At 69.8% G+C, this 21,862-nt stretch carries 20 protein-coding genes; 2 read left to right on the top strand and 18 right to left on the bottom strand.

Going from position 1 to position 21,862, the window contains the following annotated elements; translation table 11 throughout:
• Positions 1–11: 11 nt before the first annotated feature.
• Positions 12–824 carry a PspA/IM30 family protein gene (locus ACPPVX_RS19150; protein WP_426572180.1) on the top strand — a complete coding sequence of 271 codons (813 nt, stop codon included), beginning with the start codon at positions 12–14 and terminating at the stop codon, positions 822–824.
• A 109-nt stretch (positions 825–933) separates the two neighbouring features.
• On the opposite strand, the gene proB is transcribed toward ACPPVX_RS19150, so the two are convergent.
• The 5 genes from proB to ACPPVX_RS19125 all read right to left on the bottom strand — a co-directional run bounded on the left by proB (position 934) and on the right by ACPPVX_RS19125 (position 6,095).
• Positions 934–2,076, bottom strand: coding sequence for a glutamate 5-kinase (gene proB / locus ACPPVX_RS19145; protein ID WP_426572179.1), 1,143 nt, complete (start codon positions 2,074–2,076; stop codon positions 934–936).
• A 1-nt stretch (position 2,077) separates the two neighbouring features.
• Complete coding sequence (gene obgE / locus ACPPVX_RS19140; RefSeq protein WP_426572178.1) at positions 2,078–3,322, bottom strand: GTPase ObgE; 1,245 nt, start codon at positions 3,320–3,322, stop codon at positions 2,078–2,080.
• A gap of 54 nt (positions 3,323–3,376) precedes the next feature.
• On the bottom strand, positions 3,377–4,939 hold the full coding sequence (locus tag ACPPVX_RS19135) for a pilus assembly protein TadG-related protein (RefSeq protein WP_426572177.1): 1,563 nt from the start codon (positions 4,937–4,939) through the stop codon (positions 3,377–3,379).
• Between the two features lie 2 nt (positions 4,940–4,941).
• Complete coding sequence (locus ACPPVX_RS19130) at positions 4,942–5,484, bottom strand: TadE/TadG family type IV pilus assembly protein (protein WP_426572176.1); 543 nt, start codon at positions 5,482–5,484, stop codon at positions 4,942–4,944.
• Between the two features lie 74 nt (positions 5,485–5,558).
• A complete protein-coding gene (locus ACPPVX_RS19125; protein WP_426572175.1) occupies positions 5,559–6,095 on the bottom strand; it encodes a TadE family protein in 537 nt (178 codons plus the stop codon).
• A 222-nt stretch (positions 6,096–6,317) separates the two neighbouring features.
• Here ACPPVX_RS19125 and ACPPVX_RS19120 point away from each other — a divergent pair, with 222 nt between their 5' ends.
• Entirely contained in the window at positions 6,318–7,388 is a 1,071-nt protein-coding gene (locus tag ACPPVX_RS19120; protein ID WP_426572174.1) for an HD domain-containing protein, read from the top strand.
• Positions 7,389–7,513: 125 nt separating this feature from the next.
• On the opposite strand, the gene rpmA is transcribed toward ACPPVX_RS19120, so the two are convergent.
• From rpmA to ACPPVX_RS19055, 13 genes are all read right to left on the bottom strand, one after another.
• Positions 7,514–7,771 (bottom strand): 50S ribosomal protein L27, encoded by a 258-nt coding sequence (rpmA, locus tag ACPPVX_RS19115; protein ID WP_426572173.1) that lies wholly within the window; start codon positions 7,769–7,771, stop codon positions 7,514–7,516.
• A gap of 3 nt (positions 7,772–7,774) precedes the next feature.
• Positions 7,775–8,083 (bottom strand): 50S ribosomal protein L21, encoded by a 309-nt coding sequence (gene rplU / locus ACPPVX_RS19110; RefSeq protein ID WP_421119305.1) that lies wholly within the window; start codon positions 8,081–8,083, stop codon positions 7,775–7,777.
• Positions 8,084–8,169: 86 nt separating this feature from the next.
• Positions 8,170–10,245 carry an Rne/Rng family ribonuclease gene (locus ACPPVX_RS19105; RefSeq protein WP_426572172.1) on the bottom strand — a complete coding sequence of 692 codons (2,076 nt, stop codon included), beginning with the start codon at positions 10,243–10,245 and terminating at the stop codon, positions 8,170–8,172.
• A gap of 15 nt (positions 10,246–10,260) precedes the next feature.
• Positions 10,261–10,992, bottom strand: a complete 732-nt coding sequence (locus tag ACPPVX_RS19100; protein ID WP_426572171.1) for a TIGR03936 family radical SAM-associated protein — start codon at positions 10,990–10,992, stop codon at positions 10,261–10,263.
• Positions 10,989–12,944, bottom strand: a complete 1,956-nt coding sequence (locus tag ACPPVX_RS19095) for a TIGR03960 family B12-binding radical SAM protein (protein ID WP_426572170.1) — start codon at positions 12,942–12,944, stop codon at positions 10,989–10,991. The genes ACPPVX_RS19100 and ACPPVX_RS19095 overlap by 4 nt, the downstream gene beginning before the upstream one ends.
• Before the next feature lie 41 nt (positions 12,945–12,985).
• Positions 12,986–14,176: an FtsW/RodA/SpoVE family cell cycle protein gene (locus ACPPVX_RS19090; RefSeq protein WP_426572169.1), complete on the bottom strand. Its 1,191-nt coding sequence runs from the start codon at positions 14,174–14,176 to the stop codon at positions 12,986–12,988.
• On the bottom strand, positions 14,176–16,320 hold the full coding sequence (locus ACPPVX_RS19085) for a peptidoglycan D,D-transpeptidase FtsI family protein (RefSeq protein ID WP_426572168.1): 2,145 nt from the start codon (positions 16,318–16,320) through the stop codon (positions 14,176–14,178). The genes ACPPVX_RS19090 and ACPPVX_RS19085 overlap by 1 nt, the downstream gene beginning before the upstream one ends.
• Positions 16,317–16,826, bottom strand: a complete 510-nt coding sequence (gene mreD / locus ACPPVX_RS19080) for a rod shape-determining protein MreD (RefSeq protein WP_426572167.1) — start codon at positions 16,824–16,826, stop codon at positions 16,317–16,319. Before mreD ends, ACPPVX_RS19085 begins: the two co-directional genes overlap by 4 nt.
• Positions 16,823–17,671 (bottom strand): rod shape-determining protein MreC, encoded by an 849-nt coding sequence (gene mreC / locus ACPPVX_RS19075; RefSeq protein WP_426572166.1) that lies wholly within the window; start codon positions 17,669–17,671, stop codon positions 16,823–16,825. The genes mreD and mreC overlap by 4 nt, the downstream gene beginning before the upstream one ends.
• Before the next feature lie 16 nt (positions 17,672–17,687).
• On the bottom strand, positions 17,688–18,731 hold the full coding sequence (locus tag ACPPVX_RS19070; RefSeq protein WP_426572165.1) for a rod shape-determining protein: 1,044 nt from the start codon (positions 18,729–18,731) through the stop codon (positions 17,688–17,690).
• A 316-nt stretch (positions 18,732–19,047) separates the two neighbouring features.
• Positions 19,048–19,461 carry a nucleoside-diphosphate kinase gene (gene ndk, locus ACPPVX_RS19065; RefSeq protein WP_426572164.1) on the bottom strand — a complete coding sequence of 138 codons (414 nt, stop codon included), beginning with the start codon at positions 19,459–19,461 and terminating at the stop codon, positions 19,048–19,050.
• A 48-nt stretch (positions 19,462–19,509) separates the two neighbouring features.
• Positions 19,510–20,523 carry a type I methionyl aminopeptidase gene (gene map, locus ACPPVX_RS19060; RefSeq protein WP_426572163.1) on the bottom strand — a complete coding sequence of 338 codons (1,014 nt, stop codon included), beginning with the start codon at positions 20,521–20,523 and terminating at the stop codon, positions 19,510–19,512.
• A complete protein-coding gene (locus ACPPVX_RS19055; RefSeq protein ID WP_426572162.1) occupies positions 20,520–21,821 on the bottom strand; it encodes a bifunctional folylpolyglutamate synthase/dihydrofolate synthase in 1,302 nt (433 codons plus the stop codon). The genes map and ACPPVX_RS19055 overlap by 4 nt, the downstream gene beginning before the upstream one ends.
• Positions 21,822–21,862 lie beyond the last annotated feature (41 nt).

The following is a 21,862-nucleotide window of genomic DNA, read 5'->3' as shown; positions in this document are numbered from 1 at the left end:
AGAGTGCCGCCATGATCAAGTTCTTCAAGCGGTTCTGGAACTACGTGACCGCCGGCGCCAACCAGAAGTTCAACGAGAAGGCGGATCCGAAGATCCAGCTGGAGCAGGCCATCACCGAGGCCCAGGACCAGCACCGCCGTCTCCGCGAGCACGCGGCCAACGTCATCGCCAACCAGAAGCAGACCGAGCTCCAGCTGAACCGCCAGCTCGAGCAGCTCGAGAAGCTCAACGCCAACGCCCGCCAGGCCGTGAAGATGGCCGACGACGCCTCCAAGGCCGGTGATGCCGCCAAGGCCGCCGAGTACAACCGGGCCGCGGAGACCATCGCCACGCAGCTGGTGGCGGTCGAGGGCCAGGTCGCCAGCCTCAAGGAGAGCGCCTACTCCGCCGCCCAGGCGTCCGACCAGGCCAAGGCGGCGGTCGCCACCAACGGCCAGATGCTCCAGAAGAAGCTCGCCGAGCGCCAGCAGCTGCTGTCGCAGCTCGAGCAGGCCAAGATGCAAGAGCAGATGAACAAGGCGATGGAGTCGCTGTCGGAGACCGTCGGCCAAGAGGTGCCCACCCTCAACGAGGTGCGCGACAAGATCGAGCAGCGCTACGCCAAGGCGAAGGGCATGTCCGAGCTCAACGAGTCGTCGGTCGAGACCCGGATGCTCGAGGTCGAGCAGGCGGCGCAGAACGTCGAGGCGCAGAGCCGGCTCGACGAGATCCGGGCCCAGCTGGGCATCGAGACCACCGGGGCCGCTGCTCCGGCCGCTCCCGCGGTCGCCGAGGCCACCGCGCCGGCCACCGAGCCGCCCGCAGAGCCCTCGCCCGGCGTCTGACCTCGCCCCTTCCCCTCCCAACCCACGAACGTTCTGTGGCTGTCGTTGCCGGGCAACGGATCGCGTCGGACGTTCGTCAGGTGGTGAGGCCGCGCGGCTGCTGGTGGTCCTAGGGGACGATCACCAGGTCGTCGCGGTGCACCACCTCGTGCACCATGCCCTCGGGGAGCTCGGTGGTGCGACGTCCCGCCACCGGGGCCAGGTCGGCCGCAGCCACGCGGGCCAGGCCCTTGGCGAACACGGCGCCATCGGGTCCGGCGATCTCGACGCCCTGGTCTGCCAGGAACCCGCCGCTCACGCCGGTGACGCCCGCAGGGAGCAGCGAGACGCCGCGCTCGAGCAGGGCCCGGCGCGCCCCTTCATCGACGGTGATCCGACCGCTCGACTCCACCGCGAACGCGATCCAGAGCTTGCGGGCGCCGATGCGCTGGGCTCGGGGCTGCACCACCGTGCCCACCCCAGCCACGCCATCGACGGCGTCGACCAGAACGTCGGTGCGGTGGGCCGCCGCGATCACGGCGCGCACGCCCGACCACGACGCCATCTTGGCGGCCGCGACCTTCGACGCCATGCCGCCGCTCCCCAGCGCGCTGCCGGCGCCCCCCGCCACCCGCTCGAGCTCGGCGGTGACCTCGAGGACCTCCTCGATGAGCGACGCCTGGGAGTCGATGCGGGGATCGGCGGTGAGCAGGCCGGGCGCGTCGGTGAGCAGCACCAGCAGGTCGGCCCCGATCAGCTGGGCCACGAGGGCGCTCAGGCGGTCGTTGTCGCCGAAGCGGATCTCGTCGTCGGCGATGGCGTCGTTCTCGTTGATGACGGGGACCACGCCCAGCTCGAGCAGGCGCGCCAGCGTGCCGCGGGCGTGGAGGTACTGCTGCCGGATCCCGAAGTCGAGGGGAGCCAGCAGGACCTGGCCGGCCACCAGGCCGTGGGCGGCGAACGACTCGTCGTAGACGCGCATCAGGCGGCTCTGGCCGATGGCCGACACCGCCTGGAGGGTGACGGCATCGGTGGGGCGCCGGTCGCCGCCGAGCCCGATGGCCGGGAGGCCCGCGGCGATGGCGCCCGAGGTGACCACCACCACCCGGTGGCCGGCCGCCCGCAGCTGTGCCACCTCGGCGACGAACTTGGCCACCGCGGCCTGGTCGATGTCGCCGTGGTGGTCGGTGATGGACGACGTGCCGATCTTGGCCACCACCACCTGGCCGGTACGGGGCGCGGCAGTGTCTCGGACCTCGGGCTGGGCGCTCATGTCAGTCGGCGGCGTACTCGAACGCGAAGCGGCCGATCTCGACCAGGTCGCCGTCCTTGGCCCCGGCCTTGGCCAGCGCCTTGTCGACGCCCAGCTTGTGGAGGCGCTCCTGAACGTACGACACCGCCTCGAGGTTGGTGAGGTCGGACAGGGCCACGGCGCGCTCGGCGGCGCGGCCGTGGACGATGAAGCCGCCGCCGTCGGTGCGCTCGATGATGAGGCCCTCGGGCTGGGGTCGGTGGATCACGAACGGCTCGGGCTCTGGCTCGGCCTGGCGGGCGCCGCGGACGGCGTCGGCCATGGCGCCGACCAGCTGGGGCACGCCCGCACGGGTGACGGCCGACACGGTGGGCCCGTCCCAGCTCGTGGGGTGCTCGGTGTCGGCGATGTCGGCGCGGCTGCCCACCACGACGCGCGGCCGGTCGAGGAGCTCGGGGCGGTAGCTGCCCAGCTCGGCGAGCAGGATCCGCTCCTGCTCCTCGGGTGTGTGCTCGGCCGTGGGGGCCAGGTCGAGGAGCAGCGCCAGCGCCCGGGCCCGCTCGACGTGGCGGAGGAACTGGTGGCCCAGGCCCCGTCCCTCGCTGGCGCCCTCGATGAGGCCAGGGATGTCGGCGACGACCATCTCGTCGCCTTCGTCCATGCGCACGACGCCGAGGTTGGGCTCGAGGGTGGTGAAGGGGTAGTCGGCGATCTTCGGCTTGGCGGCCGAGATGACCGAGATGAGGGTGCTCTTGCCCACGTTGGGGAAGCCCACCAGCGCCACGTCGGCCATCAGCTTGAGCTCGAGCTCGAGCCAGCGCTCCTCGCCCGTCTCGCCCTGCTCGGCGAAGGTGGGGACGCGCCGGCTGTTCGACAGGAACTTGGCGTTGCCCTTGCCGCCCTGGCCCCCGGCCGCGGCGAGCCAGCGGTCGCCGGCGCGCACGAGGTCGGCGAGGAGGTTGCCGTCGGTGTCGTGGACGACCGTGCCCTCGGGGACGGCGACCACCAGGTCTTGACCGCCGTGACCGTGCTTCTTCTTGCCCTGGCCGTGGGTGCCGTTGGTGGCGCGCCGGTGCGGGTGGTCGCGGAAGGCGAGCAGCGACGAGACGTTGCGGTCGGCGACGAGCCAGATGCTCCCGCCGGTCCCGCCGTCGCCGCCGTCGGGCCCGCCCTTGGGGACGTGGGCCTCGCGGCGCATGGAGACGCAGCCGGCTCCGCCGTCACCGGCGCGGACGTTGAGTTGCGCTTCGTCGACGAATCCAGACATGGGTGCCGAGGCTACTGGCGGGGCCCGCCGGCCACCCTGCCCAGATCCCGCGGCCTACTCCTGGACGAGGTGGACCGGGTCGCCGATGACCTGGGCGGACCAGGTGGTGGTGTCGTTCGCCTGGCCGTTGATGATGTACTGGATCTTCCACCAGCAGCCTGGGACCGTGCCCATGGTGCAGGTGTACGTCGACGGGATCTGGATGTCGAGCGTCACCCAGCTGCCGTTGTACTTCGCCGACCCGTTCTGTGCTGAGTAGAACTGACATGGAGACAGCGTCGATCCCGATGTGAACGTCGAGCTGGTCGAGTCGGTGGTACCGACGCACGAGGACGCCACGGTGTTGCCCGGGATGATCACCTTGATCTGGCCGGTGCCCGTGGTCACGTCGGTCGTGACGCCGTTGACCGTCTTGGTGGTCTTGCCGACCTCGCCGGGGTCGTACATGCTGATCCGGAAGGTCTTGCCGCGGTGGATCTGGTCGACCTCGGCCAGGTAGAAGTTGGCGGTCACGTCGGCCGCGCTCGAGCCGGCGCTGATGTTGTTGTACATCGACATGTCGCCGAACCCGGCGATGCGGGGCTTCACCGTGGTGGAGGACGTCGCGCGGAGTGCGTAGCGGTTGGCGGCCGAGCCGTTGCCCGTGGTCTGCACCCGCAGCAGGTAGCGGCCAGGAGGCATGGTCCCGCTCCGGGTGCAGAGCGACACCCACTTGTTCTTGTAGGTGGTATCGGTGGTGCTCTGACCGATCGTCCACTGCCTGTTGCCCGACTGGCTGGTGCACAGCGTGCCCGTGGCAATGGGGTTGTCGGACACGTTCAGGTCGGTGGCGTCAGCGTTGTAGAAGGTCCACACCGTGTTGGTGGTGCCCGTGGCGGTGTACGCCGTGTCACCGGTGTCGACGGTCTCGGCCGAGCGGGGTGAGAGACCGGCGTCGTAGACCTGGAGGTCGAAGTCCTTCGTTCCGGAGGCGATATCGACCGTGTACAGGTAGCCGTCCGAGCGGTAGCCGGCGTTGGTGGTGGAGGAGCAGTTGTCCCCGCCGCGGCACGATGCCGCGTACGCATCGCCCTTGTAGTTGTCGGTGCCGACGCCGTGGATGTTGCCCCACAGGTTGGGCTGCGTGTACGCCAAGTCGGTGGGGTCGTTGCCGAAGTGGTTGTCCGGGGATCCGAGAGGTACCGGGAGCACGTACTCCGCCGTACCCGTACGGGTGAGGGCGATCTTCTTCCCGCCGAGGTTCTGGTAGAAGAAGCTGCCGACCTTGGAGTCCTTGATCGTCACCCGGAGCCGGCGGTCACCGATTCGCTCCACCGTCACGGTCACGTTGTTCACGCCGTCCTCGTAGCCGTTGCGCTTGGCCGCCTCCTTGGCGAACGTGGTCGCCGACGGCACGTCGGGCAGCCACACCACCCCGGCCAGGGCCGCGGCGTCGGCGGCCTTCTGGATGTTGGACGCGTTGCTGTACCAGTTGCCCACGTCGACCGAGAGGCCCGCCATCAAGAGCATGGGGACGAGGAGCAGGGCGGTCATGACCATGACGTAGCCGTGCTCGCGCTTGCTCATCGAGCGCGTCTGGACGAGGCCGACGCGGGGGTGGTGGTGGCGGATCAACATGGTCAGCTCACTTCCGGTTCGAGTCGCATGACGGCATCGCGGTTCACGGTGGTCGCGTTGGCGATCAGCTTGAACTGGTGGGTGTACTTCGTCTGGATCCAGATGCCGTAGTAGTCGGCGGTCAGCTGGACGTTGTTGCGCGTCAAGGGGCACCAGTTCTTGATCGTGGCCGGCGTGAAGCAGCCGGTGACCGTGTCGAAGTCGGCCAGGGTCATGGCACGGAACTGGGCGCCGGTCAGCACGATGCACGGCAGGGAGCTGCTGCTCGCGGTGGTGCACAAGGCGGGTACGTTGCCGTCGACGGTGGTCGACTTGTAGATGACCACCTTCTGCACGTCGTTGATCCGACCGCTGTTGGTGAGCGCTGCCTTGGCACCGGAGAGGGCGTAGTAGTCGGCCTGGACGTTGTCGGCCAGCGCCGAGCCGGTGCGGGCCGCGGTGCGGGCCGCCTCGTTGGTGGCGAGCGCTTCGCGCCAGGCCATGCCGTAGTCGAAGGCTCCGGCGCAGATGGTGATGATGAGGAGCGCTACGAACGCGAGCTCCACGAGGGCCGCGCCCTGCTCGCCGCGGGTGCGTTTCCGCCCCCGGCACCGGGCGGCAGAGGCGTGGTGGTGCAGCCTCACTTCTTCCTCGGTTCGATCCGGATGACCGACGAGTCGGTGAGCGTCTTGGTGTTGCCGAACATCTTGGTGAGCCACGGGTGGTCGATCTTCATCCAGACCCCGACGTAGTCGGTGCCCGTCCCGGACAGGGTGTCCTTGCGGTTGGTCGGGCACCAGTACCGGTCGAGGTTCTCGGTGGTCAGGCAGCCGAACTTGTTCTCCGGCTGCGTGAAGTCCGTGACGGCGTACACGTTGCAGACACCGGCGATGCCGGTCGAGGAGGCCTGGCAGGCCGCCGACGGTGCCTCACCGAAGGTGGCCGGCTTGTAGATGATGATCTTCTTGATCCGGTTGCTGTCGAGGGCCGACGATTCCTTGTCGATCGCGTGCAGGATGTCGTAGTCGGCGTAGACGTCGCTGCCCGAGGTGCTGGCCACGCGCGCGCCGGCCCGCACCGAGCTGGCGAGGGCCAGGTAGTCGTTCATGACCAGGCCGATCTCGGCCACGCCGAGCACGAGCGCGAAGAACACGGGGGTCACGAACGCCGCTTCCACGATGGCGATGCCCCGGCTGCCGCGCGCCCGCTCCCGGGCCCGGCCGATCCAAGAAGGACGGCGAGGCCGACTGCGGAGGGCGCGGCGGACACGGTTCACTGCTCCTACATCGGCCGTTCCACCACCCAACGTGAGGAAATCCGTGCATTTTCGAGTGGTCGCCCACGGATCGCTCGGACCGGTCCGCGGGGTTGTCAGAGGTGGTCCGTATCGTGGGAGATCATGGTCGAGCAGCCCCTCCCCGACATCGTCATCGCCCACCGGGCCCTGCCGGTCGCATCCCCAGGTCAGCGCCTCCCCAGCCGCGCCGAGCGCGAGGACCGCGAGGCGGAGCTCCTGGCACCGCACGCCACGCGCGCCAGCGGCGCCGGCGACCGTGCGGTCCCCGAGGAGGCCGACCGGTTCCGCACCTGCTTCGAGCGAGACCTCGACCGGATCCAGCACTCCAAGTCGTTCCGGCGCCTCGCCGGCAAGTGCCAGGTGTTCCTGGCCCCCGAGGACGACCACCTCCGCACCCGCCTCACCCACGCCATCGAGGTGTGCCAGGTGGCGGTGTCGATCGCTCGCCCGGTCGGCCTCAACGTGTCGCTCACCGCGGCGGCTGCCACCGGGCACGACTGCGGGCACGGGCCGGCCGGCCACGCCTCCGAGGGGGCCCTGTCCCCCTTCCTCGAGGGCGGGTACCACCACGCCGTCTACGGCGCCGATGTCGTGCTCCAGCCGCTCAACCTGTGCGCCGAGACGCTCGATGCCATCCGCAACCACTCGTGGAACCGCCCGTCGCCCAGCACGCCCGAGGGCGAGGTGGTGGCCTGGGCCGACCGCCTGGCCTACGTCTGCCACGACTTCGAAGACGCGGTCGACGCCGGGGTGGTGGTGCCCTCGGACCTGCCGCCCGAGGTGGCGCAGGTGGTCGGCACCGACCGCCGCTCGCAGCTCCACGGGTTCATCACCGCCATGGTCGAGACCATCGCCGACACCGGGTGCGTGGGGCTCCGCCACACCGAGGCCGAGGCCCTGGCCGCCTTCCGAGCGTTCAACTACGAACGCATCTACCTGCGGCCCGAGGCCGTGGCCCAGGCCGACCTGTCGGCCCGCCTCATCGCCGGGCTGGCCGAGTTCTACCTGACCCACCCGTCGCACCTGCCCGAGGGGCGGGCCCTGGTCCCCGGCTCCCCTGAGGCCACCGCCGCCGCCGTCCACTACGTGTCGGGCATGACCGACCGCTTCGCCCACCGTGCCGCCATCGACCTCCTGGGCTGGGACGAGCGCACCCTTCCCCGCTCGGCCTGAGCCGTCTCGTCCACTCGTTCGCGTCGCACGCTCCCCCGGGGTCGCTTCGGTCGAACCCCGACCCCTGACGCGCCGAAGCCCCCGCCGTGCGGGGGCTTCGGTCGAGTGCTGGGGTGCTTCTCGGGCTATTCAGCCGGGGGGAGCACGTCGACGAGCTTGCGGCCGCCGCGGCGGCCGAACTTCACCTGGCCGTCGATGGTGGCGAACAGGGTGTCGTCGCCGCCCTTGCCCACGTTCTCACCGGGGTGGAAGTGGGTGCCGCGCTGGCGGACGATGATGGAACCGGCCGACACGACGGTGCCGTCGTAGGCCTTCACGCCGAGGCGCTGTGCGTTGGAGTCGCGGCCGTTCCGGGTGGAACCGCCGCCCTTGGTCTTCGACATGGGTCAGCCCTTCGTGATGCCGGTGATCTCGATGGTCGCGTAGTGCTGCCGGTGGCCCCAGCGCTTGCGAGAGTTGGTCTTGTTCTTGTAGGTGAAGCCGGTGATCTTCGGGCCCTTGGCCTCGCCGATCACGTTGGCCTTCACCGACGCCTTCGACAGCGCGTCGGGAGCCGACACCACGGTGTCGCCATCGACGAGGAGCACGGGGGTGAGGCTGACCTCTCCCTCGGTCACGGACAGCTTCTCCACCTGGAGCTGCTGGCCCTCGGTTACCCGGTACTGCTTCCCACCGGTCTTGATGACTGCGTACATCGTTCTGCCTTCGAGCGTTCGTAAAGGGGCCCACAGGGCCGAGGGACAATCGTAGGGGCCAGGGCCCCGCGGGGCCAACCCGGCTGCTACCGGCGGACGATCTGGTGGCCGGTCAGCTCCTCGTCGAACACCATGCCACGCCCGTCGCAGTGCGGGCAGGGCGACGACAGCGACTCGAGCAGGCCCTCACCGATGCGCTTGCGGGTCATCTCGACGAGGCCCAGCTCGGAGATGTCGAACACCTGGGTGCGGGTCTTGTCTCGGGCCAGGGCCTGGCGGAACTTGGAGATGACGTCGTCGCGGTTCTTGCGGATCTCCATGTCGATGAAGTCGATCACGATGATGCCGCCGATGTCTCGCAGCCGGAGCTGGCGCGCCACCTCCTCGGCGGCTTCGAGGTTGTTCCGGTAGACGGTCTCCTCGAGCGACGACTTGCCGACGTTCTTGCCGGTGTTGACGTCGATCACGGTGAGCGCCTCGGTGCGCTCGATGATCAGCGAGCCGCCCGAGGGCAGCCACACCTTGCGATCGAGGGCCTTGTGGAGCTGCTCGTGGACGTGGAGCGTCTCGTAGATCGGCAGCCCGCCGTGGGCGGCGGGGTCGTAGCGCTCGACGCGCTCCACGAGCGCGGGCGAGATGCTGCGGACGTAGTCGCGCACCTGCTCGAACACCCGGTCGTCGTCGATGACGACCTGGCGGTAGTCCTGGTTGAACTCCTCACGGATCACCCGGATCGACATGTCGGGGTCTCGGTACAGGAGCGTGGGGGCCTGCGACTTGGCGGCCAGCGCCTCGATCTGCTCCCACTGCTGAGCCAGGCGCTCGACGTCGCGGGCCAGCTCCTCGGCGGAGATGCCCTCGGCCGCGGTGCGGACGATGAGCCCGTGGCCCTTCGGCTTGGCCTTGTCGAGGATCTGGCGCAGGCGCTTGCGCTCGTTGTCGGGAAGGCGCTTCGAGATGCCGTAGGTGGTGCTGTTGGGCACCAGGACCACGAACCGGCCCGGCAGCGAGATCTCCTGGGTGAGCCGGGCGCCCTTCGCCCCGATGGGGTTCTTGGTGACCTGGCACAGGATCGTCTGGCGGGCCTTGAGGATCTGCTCGATGCGGGGGTTGGCGCCCTTGTCGTCGAGGTCCTCGGGGTCGTAGCGGGTGTCGCCGCGGTACAGCACGGCGTTCTTCGGCGTGCCGATGTCGACGAAGGCAGCCTCCATGCCGGGGAGCACGTTCTGGACCTTGGCCAGGTAGATGTTGCCGTGGATCTGCAGCGTGTCATCGGCCGGGCGCGAGACGTAGTGCTCGATCAGGGCCTTGCCCTCGAGCACGGCGATCTGCGTGGCTTCGGGCTTCACGTGGACGGCCATGAGGTAGCGCCCGACCGGACGGCCCTTGCGCTCCTTGCCCCGGCGCTTGTTCAGGGTCTTCTCGTCGAGGTCGACGGGCGCATCGTCGGTGATGGCCGTGACGGGCTGGACCTCGGGCCGCCCCCCGCCCTTGCGCTGGTTGCCACCGGAGCGCTGCTGGTTGCCGCCCCCCGCCTTGGCGCCGCCCTGGGCGCCGCTTCCACCACCACCGCCACCGGCGCCGGCGCCCCCTCCGGAGCCACCTCGGCCGCGTCCGCCGCGTCGGCGGCGACGGCGGCTGGAGGCACTGGTGCCGTCGTCGGCGGCGGCCGGAGCGTCGTCGGCGCCTTCGTCGGCAGGCGCCGGGCGGGAGTCGCCGATCTGGGGCTTGCGGACCAGCGCGGCGTCGGCCGCCTCGGCCGAGGGCTTGTTCTCCCGGTGGCGGTCGGGCAGCTCGGGCTGGCGGTCGCCGCTCCCCGACCGGGGAGCACGAGGAGCGCGGGGCGCTGCGGTGCGTGCGGCCGGGGCCTGATCACCGGTGTCGGCATCGTCGTCGACGTCGTCGTCGGAACCGTTGTCATCGCCAGCGCCCTCGGGGCGGGGCCGGTTGCGGTTGCGACCGCCGCGCGAACCGCGCCGGCGCGGCTTGTTCTCGCCGTCGGCCTCGCCGCCGTCGCCGCGGTCGTCCGTCGCCGGAGCGTCGGTCCCGGGCGCGTCGGACGCGGCCACCGGATCGGGGCGGGGTTCGGGCTGGTCAGCGGGGGCTGAGGCCTCGGAGGTGGATGAGGGCGTGGGGAGATCCCCTGCGTCCGTATCGGTCATGGTTGCGATCCCTTCTCATGACGCACGCGCCGTGGCGTGCGACGTCGACGTCGCCTCGGAAGGGCCCTCGAGGGGCTCGATCCGGGCGCCGTCGATCAGCGTCCATTGGTGTGTTCGCCGCACCAGGCCCTCGTCCCAGGCCGGGTCGAGGAGCGCGAGGAGCTCGCTCACCCGCAGACCTCGGGGCTGGGTGGCCAGGTGGGCATGCAACTGCGTGCCGCCGTCGGTCGGTCCGACGACGGCGAGGTCCAGCACGTAGGGCCGCACGTCGTCGGTGACGTCCTTGCCCTTGCGCTGGCGGGTGATGGTGAGCTCGTCGGCCGCGAGCACGCGCTCGATGGCCGGAGCGACCTGTTGGGGCGAGACCTCTCGCACCTCGATGTCCCACTCGCAGCTGACGACGGCCTGCTGCAACGAGTCGGTGGAGGTGGGGATGATCCCGATGCCGGTGACCTGCAGCCCGATGGGCAGGGCGGCGGTGATGCGGGGCGGGAGGAGGAGCAGCTCGGCCGGGCTGGGGACGTTGGGGGCGTCGTCGTCGAGGTCGATGTCGATGAACTCGGCCACCGATTCGTGGCCGGTGGACAGCGCCAGGCCGAAGTGCAGCTTGGGGTGCGGCGAGAAGCCCTGCGAGTAGGCCACGGGGAGCCCGACGCGCCGGATGACCCGCTCCCAGACCCGGGCGAGGTCTCGGTGGCTGGTCCACCGGATCTTCCCGGTCTTGGTGAAGCGGATGCGGACCCTCACGAGCGCGCGCCGACGGGGAGGGGCTTGGAGGGCAGCAGCGTGACGGGCACCTCGCCGCCGACCGTGAGGTCCTGGCCAGTGCCCTGGGAGCCGCCGGCGGGCGGGACGGCCGATGCCACCACGTGCTCGATGCCGTACCCGGTGCAGGCGCCGCAGTCGTAGCAGGGCGTCCAGCGGCAGTCCTCGAGGCCGACCTCGGCGAGCGCGTCGCGCCAGTCCTGCCACAGGAAGTCCTTGTGCAGGCCGGCCGACAGGTGGTCCCACGGGAGCGTCTCGTCTTCGGTGCGGTGCCGGTAGACGAAGTCCTCCTCGCGCAGGCCGGCGCGCTCGAGCGCATCGAGCCAGAGCTGGAGGTCGAAGTGCTCGCCCCACTCCTGGAAGATCCCGCCGTGGCGCCACACGTCTTCGATGACGGCACCGAGGCGGCGGTCGCCGCGGCTGACGAGGCCCTCGGCCATGGTGGCCTTCGGGTCGTGCCACTTGAGCTTGATGGCGTGGTCGCGGCGGAGCTCGTCGCGCAGCAGGTAGATCTTGCGCTGGAGCTCTTCGCGGGTGTTCTGGCCGAACCACTGGAACGGCGTGAACGGCTTGGGCACGAACCCGCCGAGGGAGACCGTGACCGAGGGGTTCTTGTGGTACTCCTTGCCGATGGCCACGCAGTTGCGGGCCAGGGTGGCGATGCCCAGCGTGTCCTCGTCGGTCTCGGTGGGGAGCCCGGTCAGGAAGTACAGCTTCATCCGGCGCCAGCCCTGCGAGTAGGCCGAGCGCACCGCCGCGTACAGGTCCTCCTCGCGGATCAGCTTGTTGATGACCTGCCGCATGCGCCAGGTTCCGGCCTCGGGGGCGAAGGTGAGCCCGGTGCGGCGGGCCTTCTGGATCTCGCCGGCGATGCCCACGGTGAAGGCGTCGACGCGCAGCGACGGCAGCGACACGGAGACCTGGCCGCCGCAGTCGGGGTCGTTGACGGTGTCGATCACGACCTGCTCGATGCCCGAGAAGTCGGCCGTGGAGAGCGAGGTGAGCGCCACCTCGTCGTACCCGGTGCGCTTTAGGCCCTCGGAGATCATGGTGCGGACCTGCTCGGCGGGACGCTCCCGCACGGGACGGGTGATCATCCCGGCCTGGCAGAACCGGCAGCCCCGGGTGCAGCCGCGGAAGACCTCGACGTTGAGGCGGTCGTGGACCACCTCGGTGAGCGGGACGAGCTGCTGCTTGGGGTACGGCCACTCCCCCAGGTCCGCGATGGTGCGCTTCTCGACCGTGGCCGGCGCCGCCGGGTCGTTCGGGACGATCTCCACCAGCTGGCCGTCGGCGAAGACCGCGTCGTAGAGGCGGGGGACGTAGATGCCGGTGATGCCGGCCAGCGTGCGCAGGATCTCCAGGCGGTCGGTCTTGCCGGCGACCTTCCACGCCGCGACTGCGGCGGTGATCTCGCCCACGACCTCTTCACCGTCACCGAGGACGACGAAGTCGACGAAGTCGGCGATGGGCTCGGGGTTGTAGGTGCAGTGCCCGCCCACCCCGATGAGCAGGTCGGACGGGGACCGGTCGGCGGCGCGCACGGGGCAGCCGGCCAGGTCGATCATGTTGAGCAGGTTCGTGTAGGTCAGCTCGGCCGAGAGGTTGAACGCCAAGATGTCGAACTCGGCCGCCGCCCGGTGGGTGTCGACCGAGAACAGCGGCAGCTCGTGCTGGCGCATCAGCGCTTCGAGGTCGGCCCAGGGGGCGTACGTCCGCTCGGCGGCCCCGTCGGGGCGCTCGTTGATGATCTCGCACAGGATCTGGAGGCCCTGGTTGGGCAGTCCGATCTCGTACGTATCGGGGTAGGCGAGCAGCCAGGCTGCTGCTCCGGAGTGGTGGTCGGGGGTGTACACCCCGTCTTCGCACCCGATGTAGCGGGCTGGCTTCTGCACCTTCGCGAGCAGGGGCTCGAGCTGGTTCCAGACAGTCATGACCGCGGGATTCTACCGGGCGTTCACCCCAGACCCGGTATCTACGAGAACCGGCGCATGTGGACGCTCAGGACCAGGCCCATGCTGAGGAACATCGTGAGGAGGGCAGAACCGCCGTAGGACACGAAGGGCAGGGGGATGCCGGTGATGGGCATGATGCCCATCGTCATGCCGACGTTCTCGAAGATCTGCACCACCAGCATCACCATGATGCCGGTGCACAGGAGGGTGCCGAACTCGTCTCGCGCCAGCTGGGCGGCGCGCCAGACCCTCCAGACGATCGTGCCCATCAACGCCAGGAGCACCCCAGACCCGACGAACCCCAGCTGCTCCCCCACCGCGGAGAAGATGAAGTCGGTCCGTTGCTCGGGAACGATGTTGCCCCGGGTCTGCGAGCCCTCGAACAGCCCTCGCCCCCACATGCCGCCGGCCCCGATGGCGATCTTCGACTGGTCGAGGTTGAACCTCGACTCCTTGTCGATGGCGGTGACCGCGGTCTCGTCCTGGCGGACGTAGGTGGTCAAGCGGGCGACCTGGTACTCCTTCAGGAGCCCCGACGTGAGCACGATGGTGGTGCCCAGGACCGCGGCGAGGGCCAGCCCGCCGAGGATGCGCGGCCGCACGCCCACCACGAGCAGAAGGGCGAACGCCACGGCCACCGAGACGAGGGTGGTGCCCAGGTCGGGCTGGAGCATCACGAAGAACATCGGGGCGCCGCAGATGCCGAGGAGCATGACGACGCGGAAGTTGTCGAGGTCGCCGCGGAACTGCGAGGCCAGGCCCGCGAAGCCGATGATCATGCCGAGCTTGGCCATCTCGGACGGCTGGAGCTGGAAGCCCGGGAGCTGGAACCAGCCCTGGGTGCCCTTGGTGCGCGAGCCGATCCCAGGGACGAGCACCAGCACGAGCAGGAAGACGCTGGCCCCGTACACGAACGGCCAGAAGTCGCGGAGCTTGCGGTAGTCGAACAGCGCGGTGGCCCCCATGAGGGCGCCCCCGAGCACCACGAAGAACAGGACGCGCTTCAAGTAGCCGGAGTCGTACGGCGCGGTGGCCCCGCGGGTGGTGCTGTAGACCATCACCGCCCCGAACAGGCTCACGGCGAACACGCAGCCCACGAGGACCAGGTCGACGTGGCGGAACGGCGAGGCCGTGTTGGTGCGGAAGTTGGCCATCGGCCGGTAGACGCGGTGAGGCCGGGTGTTGCGGCTGGATCCGTAGGCGGTGGCCATCAGTCCACTCCTCCGGCGGCGATGCCCGCGGCGTCGGCCGCGGCCTGCTGCGGGTCGATCTGGCCGCCCTGGGGCAGGACGAACTGGTAGATCGATCCGTCGGCGATGGGCTCGAGGACCATGCGGACGGCCGGCGCCGCCGCGTTGGCCCCGGCGCCCGAGTACTCGAGCATCGCGGTGGCGGTCCAGTTGGTGGGCCCGCCCAGGCTGAAGGCGACGAACACCGAGTTGTCGGGCTTCTTCTGGTGGTACTTGTCCTCGCCGGTCTGGGCGGTGCCGGTCTTGCCGGCGAGCGGCATGGAGCCGAACGGGAACCCCTGGAAGGTGCTGACGGCGGTGCCCTGGTCGTTCTGGCCCGTGGGGTCGACCGCACCGCGGAAGCCGAGCAGGAGCGCGTCTCGAGCGGTGCCCCAGTCGATGGTGCGGGTGACCTTGGACTGGAAGGCCTTGTGGACCTTGGTGGGCTCACCCGCGGCGGTGATCTTGTCGAGGACCGTGGGGCGGAAGAGCTTGCCGCCGTTCGCCAGGGAGGCGTAGGCGTTGGCGGTCTGGAGCGGGGTGGCCGTGAGCTTCTGGCCGATGGCCATGTCGGCGCTCTTGCCGGTGTTCCAGCGGCCGTTGTCCTTGGCGACGTTGATGTCGTTGTTGTAGTAGCCGGGATCGACCTTGAACAGGGCCAGGGCGAGGCGCTGCTCGGACGCAGGCGTCGGGATCTGCCCGCTGGACTCGGCGGGGAGGTCGATGCCGGTCTGGGATCCGTAGCCGAGGTCTTCGACCGACTTCTGGAACGCGTCGTCGCCGAGGCGTTGGCGGCCCTCCCAGAACTCCCGACCGACCTTGTAGTAGTAGACGTCGCTCGACACGGTGAGCGCCTTGCTGAGGTTGACCGCACCGTGGCCCGTGCCGCCGGCATTGGTCTTCACGCAGCCCTTGGTGTCGCCGGCGCAGAAGCGCTCGAAGCCGCCGTCTTGGATGGTGGTCTCCGGGGTGCGGATGCCGGCCTTCAGGGCGGCGTAGGAGCTGGCGAGCTTGAACGTCGAGGCGGGCTGGTACGCGCCCTGGATGGCCCGGTTGAGCAGCTTGGGGAGCGGCGCGTTGCCGTCGGCCTTCAGCGCCTTGATCTCCGCCGTCATGTCGTTCCCGCACTTGCCTTCGGGGGCCAATCCCTGGAGGTCTCGCCAGGTGGGGCAGCTGATGCCGCCGACCAGGTCGGCAGGGTTGTACGTGGGGTACGACGCCATGGCGCGGACCTGGCCGGTGCCCTGGTCGAGCACCACCATGCCGCCGGCCTCCTGGCCCGAGCGGCCCTGGAACTTGGCGTTGAGCTGCGCCTGCAGCGCCTCTTCGGTCTTGTACTGCACCTTGGCGTCGATCGACAGGTAGACGTCGTCGCCCGGCTTGGGCTCGATGCGCTGCGACTCGTCCTCGCGGACGATCTTGCCGGTGCGGTCGACCTCGAACACCTGGCGTCCGGGGGTGCCACGGAGGTACTGCTCGTAGCTCGACTCGACACCCGACTTCCCGATCTCATCGGTCTGGACGTACGGCTTGGCCTTGTCGTTGTCCTGCTTGAACGACGTCCACTGGGTGTCGCTCAGCGGCCCGACGTAGCCCAGGACGTGGGCTGCCAGCGAGCCGAACGGGTACGACCGCACGGTGGTGCGCTCGACGACCACCGTGGGGTACTCGTCGGCCTGCTCGGAGAAGTAGATCTCGTTCTCCTCGCTGATGTCCTCGGCCACCGGGATGGGCCGCAGGCGCGAGTACCGGCTGTCGTTGAGCTTCTTGCGGAGCGCCTTGACCGTGACCTGGTCCTGCACCGGCTTGCCGAAGCTGAGCGTCGAGGCGAGCCGGGCGAGCACCGCGCCCTGCGTCTTGTTCGACAGGTCGGCGAACTTCTGCGCCTCGATGCCCACGACGATGGACTGGCGGTTGTCGACCATGACGGTGCCGTTCCGATCGAGGATCCGGCCGCGGGCCGCCGGCGTGATCACCGTCTCGGTGGAGTTGCTGGCGGCTTCGACCCGCAGCGTCTCGCCGTCGACGACCTGCAGGAACCAGAGGCGGGCGAAGAGCGCGCCGAACAGGGACAGCGCGGCGACCGCGAGGAGGCCGAGTCGGTGACGAGAGTTGTCAGAGGTCATCGTGCAAAGCGGGTGGGGCGCCGGTCTCTATCGTCGGTCTTGGCCCAAGCCATCGCTCGTACCGCCAGGGGAGCGAGGACGGCGTTCACCGCGGCCACGAGCACGACGATAGTTGCGAGGGAGGGGCCGCTGAGGGTCGGCTCCCCCAGCAGCGCGCCCACCAGCGCATACAGCACCATTCCTGCGGCGGAGCCCGCCGCAGCCACCGCGGGAGCACCCCAGCGCGAGGTGCGGACCATGCCGCTCGTGGTCACGCCGACGGCGTACCCGACCACGGTGTACACGAGCGCCGACAGGCCCAGCGGCGTGGTCAGGACGATGTCGAAGGCCAGCCCGGCCGAGAAGCCCACGATGGCGCCGCGCTCCGGGCCCAGCCGGTAGCCGGCGATGATCGCCAGCAGGATCATGATGTCGGGCCGGGCGCCCTCGTACGAGAACCGCGAGAACAAGCAGACCTGGAGGACCAGGGCGCCGAGCACCACCGCTGCGGTGCGCGGCCAGCTCACTTGGGTGGATCCTTCAGGACCACCCGGACGTAGCGCGACGTGAGGTCGGCCGACGGCTCCACCTCGATGGTGCGCGGGACGCCGTCGACGGTCTTGCCCACCTTCGAGACCTTGCCCACGTACAGATCCGGCGGGAACGGCGAGCGATCGATGCCCGACGTGTAGAGGTAGTCGCCGACCTCGATGCGCGTGGCGTCCTCGATCCCCTCGACGTTGAGCGCCTTGTTGAGGCCCTGGCCGACGGCCTTCGCCAGGTCGCCGTCCTTGGTGCGCACGCCGATCGACACGCCCGACTCGGTGAGCAGCTCGACGGTGGCGGTGTTGGACCGCACGTCGGAGATCTTGCCCATGACCCCACCGCCGGAGCCCGAGACGCGGCCGGTGATCACGGCCATGCCCTTCTTCACGCCGTCGGACGATCCCGCATCGATCTCGACCGTCTGCTCGAAGCTGTTGAGGGGTCCGGAGATCACCCGGGCCACCTTGGTCCGCACCTGGTCGACCGTGACACCGTTGATCCGGCGCTGGTCGGCGAGGTCCTGGGTGAGCCGCTTGATCTCGGCGTCTTGGCCCTTGCGGTCCTCGAGCTGCGACTTCAGCTTCTCGTTCTCGTCCTTCAGGTCGCCGTAGCCGAACGCGCCCTTCCAGCCGTTGCTGAACGGCTCGAACACTGCGTTGCCCGCGGCGCGCACCGGACGGAACGCGGAGGCGAACACGTTGCGGACCGGGTCGAGCGGGCCGGTGCCCGGCAGGTCGAGGACCAGCAGCGTGACCGCGGTGAGCAGCAGCAGCGCCAGGGTGAACCGGGATCGAGGCGTGCGCGATGGGCGACGGTTATAGGCCACGGTGCCTTCGGGCGGACTAGTTCTGGAGGTTGGTGGAGAACAGCACGCCCTTGAGCGCCTCGAACTCCTCGAGCGACTGACCGGACCCGATGGCCACGCAGTCGAGCGGGTTCTGAGCGATCACGATGGGCATGCCCGTCTCGTGCTGCAACCGGGCATCGAGGCCGTGGAGCAGCGCGCCACCACCGGCCAGCACGATGCCCTGCTCCATGATGTCTGCGGCCAGCTCGGGCGGCGTCTTGTCGAGGGTGACCTTCACCGCGTCGCAGATCGACGCGACGGGCTCTTCGATGGCCTCGCGGATCTCTTCGGTGGTGGTGACGATGGTCTTGGGGAGGCCCGTGACGAGGTCTCGGCCGCGGATCTCGGCGTGCATCTCCTCCTGGAGGCGCCACGCGGAGCCCAGGGCGATCTTGACCTCTTCGGCCGTGCGCTCGCCGAGCGCCAGGCTGTACTCCTTCTTGATGTACTGGATGATCGCGTCGTCGAGCTCGTCGCCGCCCACGCGGACCGACTGGCTGGACACGATGCCGCCGAGCGAGATGACCGCCACCTCGGTGGTGCCACCGCCGATGTCGACGATCATGTTGCCCGTGGGCTCCTGGACCGGCAGCCCGGCGCCGATGGCCGCGGCCATGGGCTCCTCGATGATGTAGGCGGGCTTGCGGGCGCCGGCGTACTCGGCGGCCTCCTGCACGGCGCGCTGCTCCACCCCGGTGATGCCCGAAGGCACGCAGATCACCATGCGCGGCTTCACCCAGCGGCGCTGGTGCACCCGGTGGATGAAGTAGCGGAGCATCTTCTCGCAGATCTCGAAGTCGGCGATGACGCCGTCCTTGAGCGGGCGGATGGCCTGGATGTGGGCCGGGGTGCGACCGATCATCCGCTTGGCCTCGAGGCCGACCGCGAGCGGGCGCCCGTCCTTGACGTTGACGGCGACGACCGACGGCTCGTTGAGCACGATGCCGCGCCCTCGCACGTAGACCAGGGTGTTCGCGGTGCCCAGGTCAACGGCCATGTCTCGGCCCATGATCGAGGAGAGCGGGTTGTCAGCACTCATGTGACGGGCCCTCCACAGGGCGGTGTACGGCGGCGTTCGGAGGCTACGGGAGGTAGGGCGGCTCTACAAGGCGCCTTTCCGTCTACTCCGTCGGCACCACCCTAGCCGTCGTCACCCAATTGCAACAATTGCCCTAGCAGATGCCTCTGACCAGGGGGTGGATGCTCCTCCGCCAGGTCCGAAAGGCACGAACGCCGCCCAAACGAACGAACTTCGTATGGATGGGGGCGGCTGACGCCCGGATCCACACGAAGCTCGAGGGGTGCTCGCGGTGCTGGCGGAGGCCTGCCGGCGCGCTGTGGTCAGCCGGGTGGCGTCAGGCGCCGGGGAACCAGAGGGCGATCTCGCGCTCGGCGGACTCGGGGCCGTCGGAGCCGTGGACCAGGTTCTCGTTGGTGGTGGTGGCGAAGTCGCCCCGGATGCTGCCGGGCTGGGCGTCGGTGACCTGCGTCTTGCCGATCAGGATGCGGCCGAGCTCCCAGGTGTTGTCGTCGGGACCCTCGACGATCATGGCCACCACGGGCGACCGGGTCAGGAAGGTGACGAGCTCGCCGAAGAAGGGGCGCTCGCGGTGCTCGTCGTAGTGGGCCTCGGCCAGGGCCGTGTCGGCGGTGCGCAGCTCGACGGCGGCCAGCTTGAGGCCCTTGCGCTCGATGCGGGAGATGACCTCCCCAACGAGGCCGCGCTCCACGGCGTCGGGCTTGCACATGATGAAGGTCCGGTTGGTCATAGTGCCGCCGACCCTACGAGTTCCCGTCTCCCCCGCTCCAACCGGGCCTCAGGCCTCGGGGGAGCCGCCGTCGCCGGACCACTTGCCGTCTTCGTGCAGGGTGAGGAGCTCGACGCCATCGTCGGTGACGACCATGGTGTGCTCGAACTGGGCGGTGCGCTTGCCGTCGACCGTGGACGCGGTCCAGCCGTCGTCCCACATGGTCTGCTGCCAGGCTCCCACGGAGATCATCGGCTCGATCGTGAAGGTCATCCCCGGCACCATGAGGTCGTCGTTTCGCGGGTGGTAGTAGTGCAGGATCTCGGGCCGGGTGTGGAACTCGGTGCCCACGCCGTGGCCCACGAACGCCCGCACCACGCTGAACCCGGCGGCTTCGGCGTGGTCCTGGATGGCCCGGCCGATGTCGGACACCGGGCGCCCGGGCTTGACCGCCTCGATGCCGAGCGAGGTGCACTCGCGGGTGACGCGGATGAGCCGCATCGACTCGGGGTCGGCGGTGCCGACGGCCCAGGTGGCGTTGGTGTCGCCGTGGACACCCTCGCGGAACAAGGTGACGTCGAGGTTGATGATGTCGCCGTCTCGCAGGATGCGGCTGTCGGGGATGCCGTGGCAGATGACCTCGTTGACGGAGGTGCAGATGCTCTTGGGGAACGGCGGGTCGATGCCGTAGTTGAGCGGGCTCGGGTAGCCGCCGGCCTCGATGCACAGCCGGTGGCACAGCGCGTCGAGCTCGTCGGTGGTGATGCCCGGCTCGATCGCCGCACCCACCTGGCGCAGCACGGCGGCGGCCGCCTTGCCGGTGCGGCGCATGCGCTCGATGGTCTCAGGCGGCTTGACCATGGGCTCGTCGCGGTCGTCGGTGCCACCGTGCTCGGCGTAGTGCGGCCGCTCGATCTCAGCCGGCACCGGGCGCATCGCACTGATGGTGCCCGGGCGCACCGGATCGGTGGACGGCTTGTGGCAGCGCTTGAACTTGTTGCCGCTCCCGCACCAGCACGGGTCGTTGGGCTTGATCTTGCTCAGCGCGGTGACGGTGGGCGTGGAGGTGGAGGTGGAGGTCATGGGGCATCTGCCTGGGTGCGGAGGTACGTGCGAGCGGGACCGACGACGTAGAGGGAGCCGGTGACCATGATGAAGTCGTCGTGGCCGGCCAGGCCGAGCGCCCGCGCCAGCGCTTCGTCGACCGACGAGACCGATTCGGCCACGACGCCGAGCCGGTCGGCAGCGGCGGCCACCTGAGGTGCGGGGATGGCCCGAGGGGAATCTGGGGTGCAGGCGATGATGAAGCCGGCGTCTTTGGCGCCGAGCGCTTCGAGCATCTCCTCGGGGTCTCGGCCACCGAGGAAGCCCACCACCATGATCAGGGAGCCGAGGAGGGTGAACTCGTCTTGGAGGGTGGCCGCGCAGGCTCGAGCGCCGTCGAGGTTGTGGGCGGCGTCGAGCGCCACGGTGGGCTCGCGGTGGACGATCTCGAAGCGGCCGGGGATGCGGACGCCACCGAACCCGGCGCGGACCACCTCCTCGTCGAGCTGGCGATCGAAGAACGCGTCGACCGCGGCCAGCGCGATGGCGGCGTTGTCGGTCTGGTGGACGCCGTGCAGCGGCAGGTGGATGTCGTCGACCACGCCCAGCGGCGTGCGCAGGGTGAGCGCCCGGCCACCGAAGGCCAAGACGTGCTGGTCGCAGTCGAAGTCGTCGCCCCGCCACCAGGTGCGCGCGGCCGGTGTGTCGGCGAGGAGATCGTGCAGCTCGGGCGCCACCTCGCCGCACACGAAGGTGGAGCCGGGCTTGACGATGCCGACCTTCTCCCCCGCGATCGCCTGGCGCCAGGCGCCTTGGCCGTCGGTGTGGTCGTGGCCGACGTTGGTGAGCACGGCGACCGCGCTCTCGACGACGTTGGTGGCGTCGTAGCGGCCGAGCATGCCGACCTCGATCACGGCGACGTCGACGGCGACGTCGGCGAACCAGCCGAAGGCAGCGGCGGTGAGGATCTCGAAGTAGCTCGGCGTGATCCCCGCCAGCCCCTCGACCGCCGCGACCGTCCCGATGGCCTGCCCCAGCTCGTCGTCGCTGATGGGCTCGCCGTTGCGCGAGATGCGCTCGTTGATGGCCTCGAGGTGCGGGCTCGTGTAGGTGCCGACGGCCAGACCGGCCGCGGCGAGCAGCTCGGTGATCATGCGGGCCACCGAGCCCTTGCCGTTGGTCCCGGTGATGTGGATCACGGGGTACGCGAGCTGCGGATCGCCGAGGACCGACACGAGCTGCTGCATGCGCTCGAGGGACAGCCCTTCGGCCCGGCCGGCCGTGGCCTCCAGGTTGGTGTGCTGTTCGAGGTAGCGCAGAGCGGTCGGCAGGTTCACGGTGCTGCCACGCTACCGGCCGCCCGCAACCGCCCCCATCT

Origin of the sequence: Aquihabitans sp. McL0605, assembly GCF_049993875.1 — a bacterium.
Classification (GTDB): Bacteria; Actinomycetota; Acidimicrobiia; order Acidimicrobiales; family Iamiaceae; genus Aquihabitans.
This window is presented reverse-complemented; position numbering and strand designations above follow the sequence as displayed.

Excerpts from the sequence above, each read along its gene's own strand:
- ACPPVX_RS19090 (WP_426572169.1), bottom strand. The coding sequence starts at position 14,176 with ATGGCCACCGCCTACGGATCCAGCCGCAACACCCGGCCTCACCGCGTC.
- ACPPVX_RS19150 (WP_426572180.1), top strand. The coding sequence starts at position 12 with ATGATCAAGTTCTTCAAGCGGTTCTGGAACTACGTGACCGCCGGCGCC.
- ACPPVX_RS19085 (WP_426572168.1), bottom strand. The coding sequence starts at position 16,320 with ATGACCTCTGACAACTCTCGTCACCGACTCGGCCTCCTCGCGGTCGCC.
- ACPPVX_RS19105 (WP_426572172.1), bottom strand. The coding sequence starts at position 10,245 with ATGACCGATACGGACGCAGGGGATCTCCCCACGCCCTCATCCACCTCC.
- ndk (WP_426572164.1), bottom strand. The coding sequence starts at position 19,461 with ATGACCAACCGGACCTTCATCATGTGCAAGCCCGACGCCGTGGAGCGC.
- ACPPVX_RS19070 (WP_426572165.1), bottom strand. The coding sequence starts at position 18,731 with ATGAGTGCTGACAACCCGCTCTCCTCGATCATGGGCCGAGACATGGCC.
- ACPPVX_RS19135 (WP_426572177.1), bottom strand. The coding sequence starts at position 4,939 with ATGTTGATCCGCCACCACCACCCCCGCGTCGGCCTCGTCCAGACGCGC.
- rplU (WP_421119305.1), bottom strand. The coding sequence starts at position 8,083 with ATGTACGCAGTCATCAAGACCGGTGGGAAGCAGTACCGGGTAACCGAG.
- map (WP_426572163.1), bottom strand. The coding sequence starts at position 20,523 with ATGACCTCCACCTCCACCTCCACGCCCACCGTCACCGCGCTGAGCAAG.
- ACPPVX_RS19095 (WP_426572170.1), bottom strand. The coding sequence starts at position 12,944 with ATGACTGTCTGGAACCAGCTCGAGCCCCTGCTCGCGAAGGTGCAGAAG.
- obgE (WP_426572178.1), bottom strand. The coding sequence starts at position 3,322 with ATGTCTGGATTCGTCGACGAAGCGCAACTCAACGTCCGCGCCGGTGAC.
- rpmA (WP_426572173.1), bottom strand. The coding sequence starts at position 7,771 with ATGTCGAAGACCAAGGGCGGCGGTTCCACCCGGAACGGCCGCGACTCC.
- ACPPVX_RS19120 (WP_426572174.1), top strand. The coding sequence starts at position 6,318 with ATGGTCGAGCAGCCCCTCCCCGACATCGTCATCGCCCACCGGGCCCTG.
- proB (WP_426572179.1), bottom strand. The coding sequence starts at position 2,076 with ATGAGCGCCCAGCCCGAGGTCCGAGACACTGCCGCGCCCCGTACCGGC.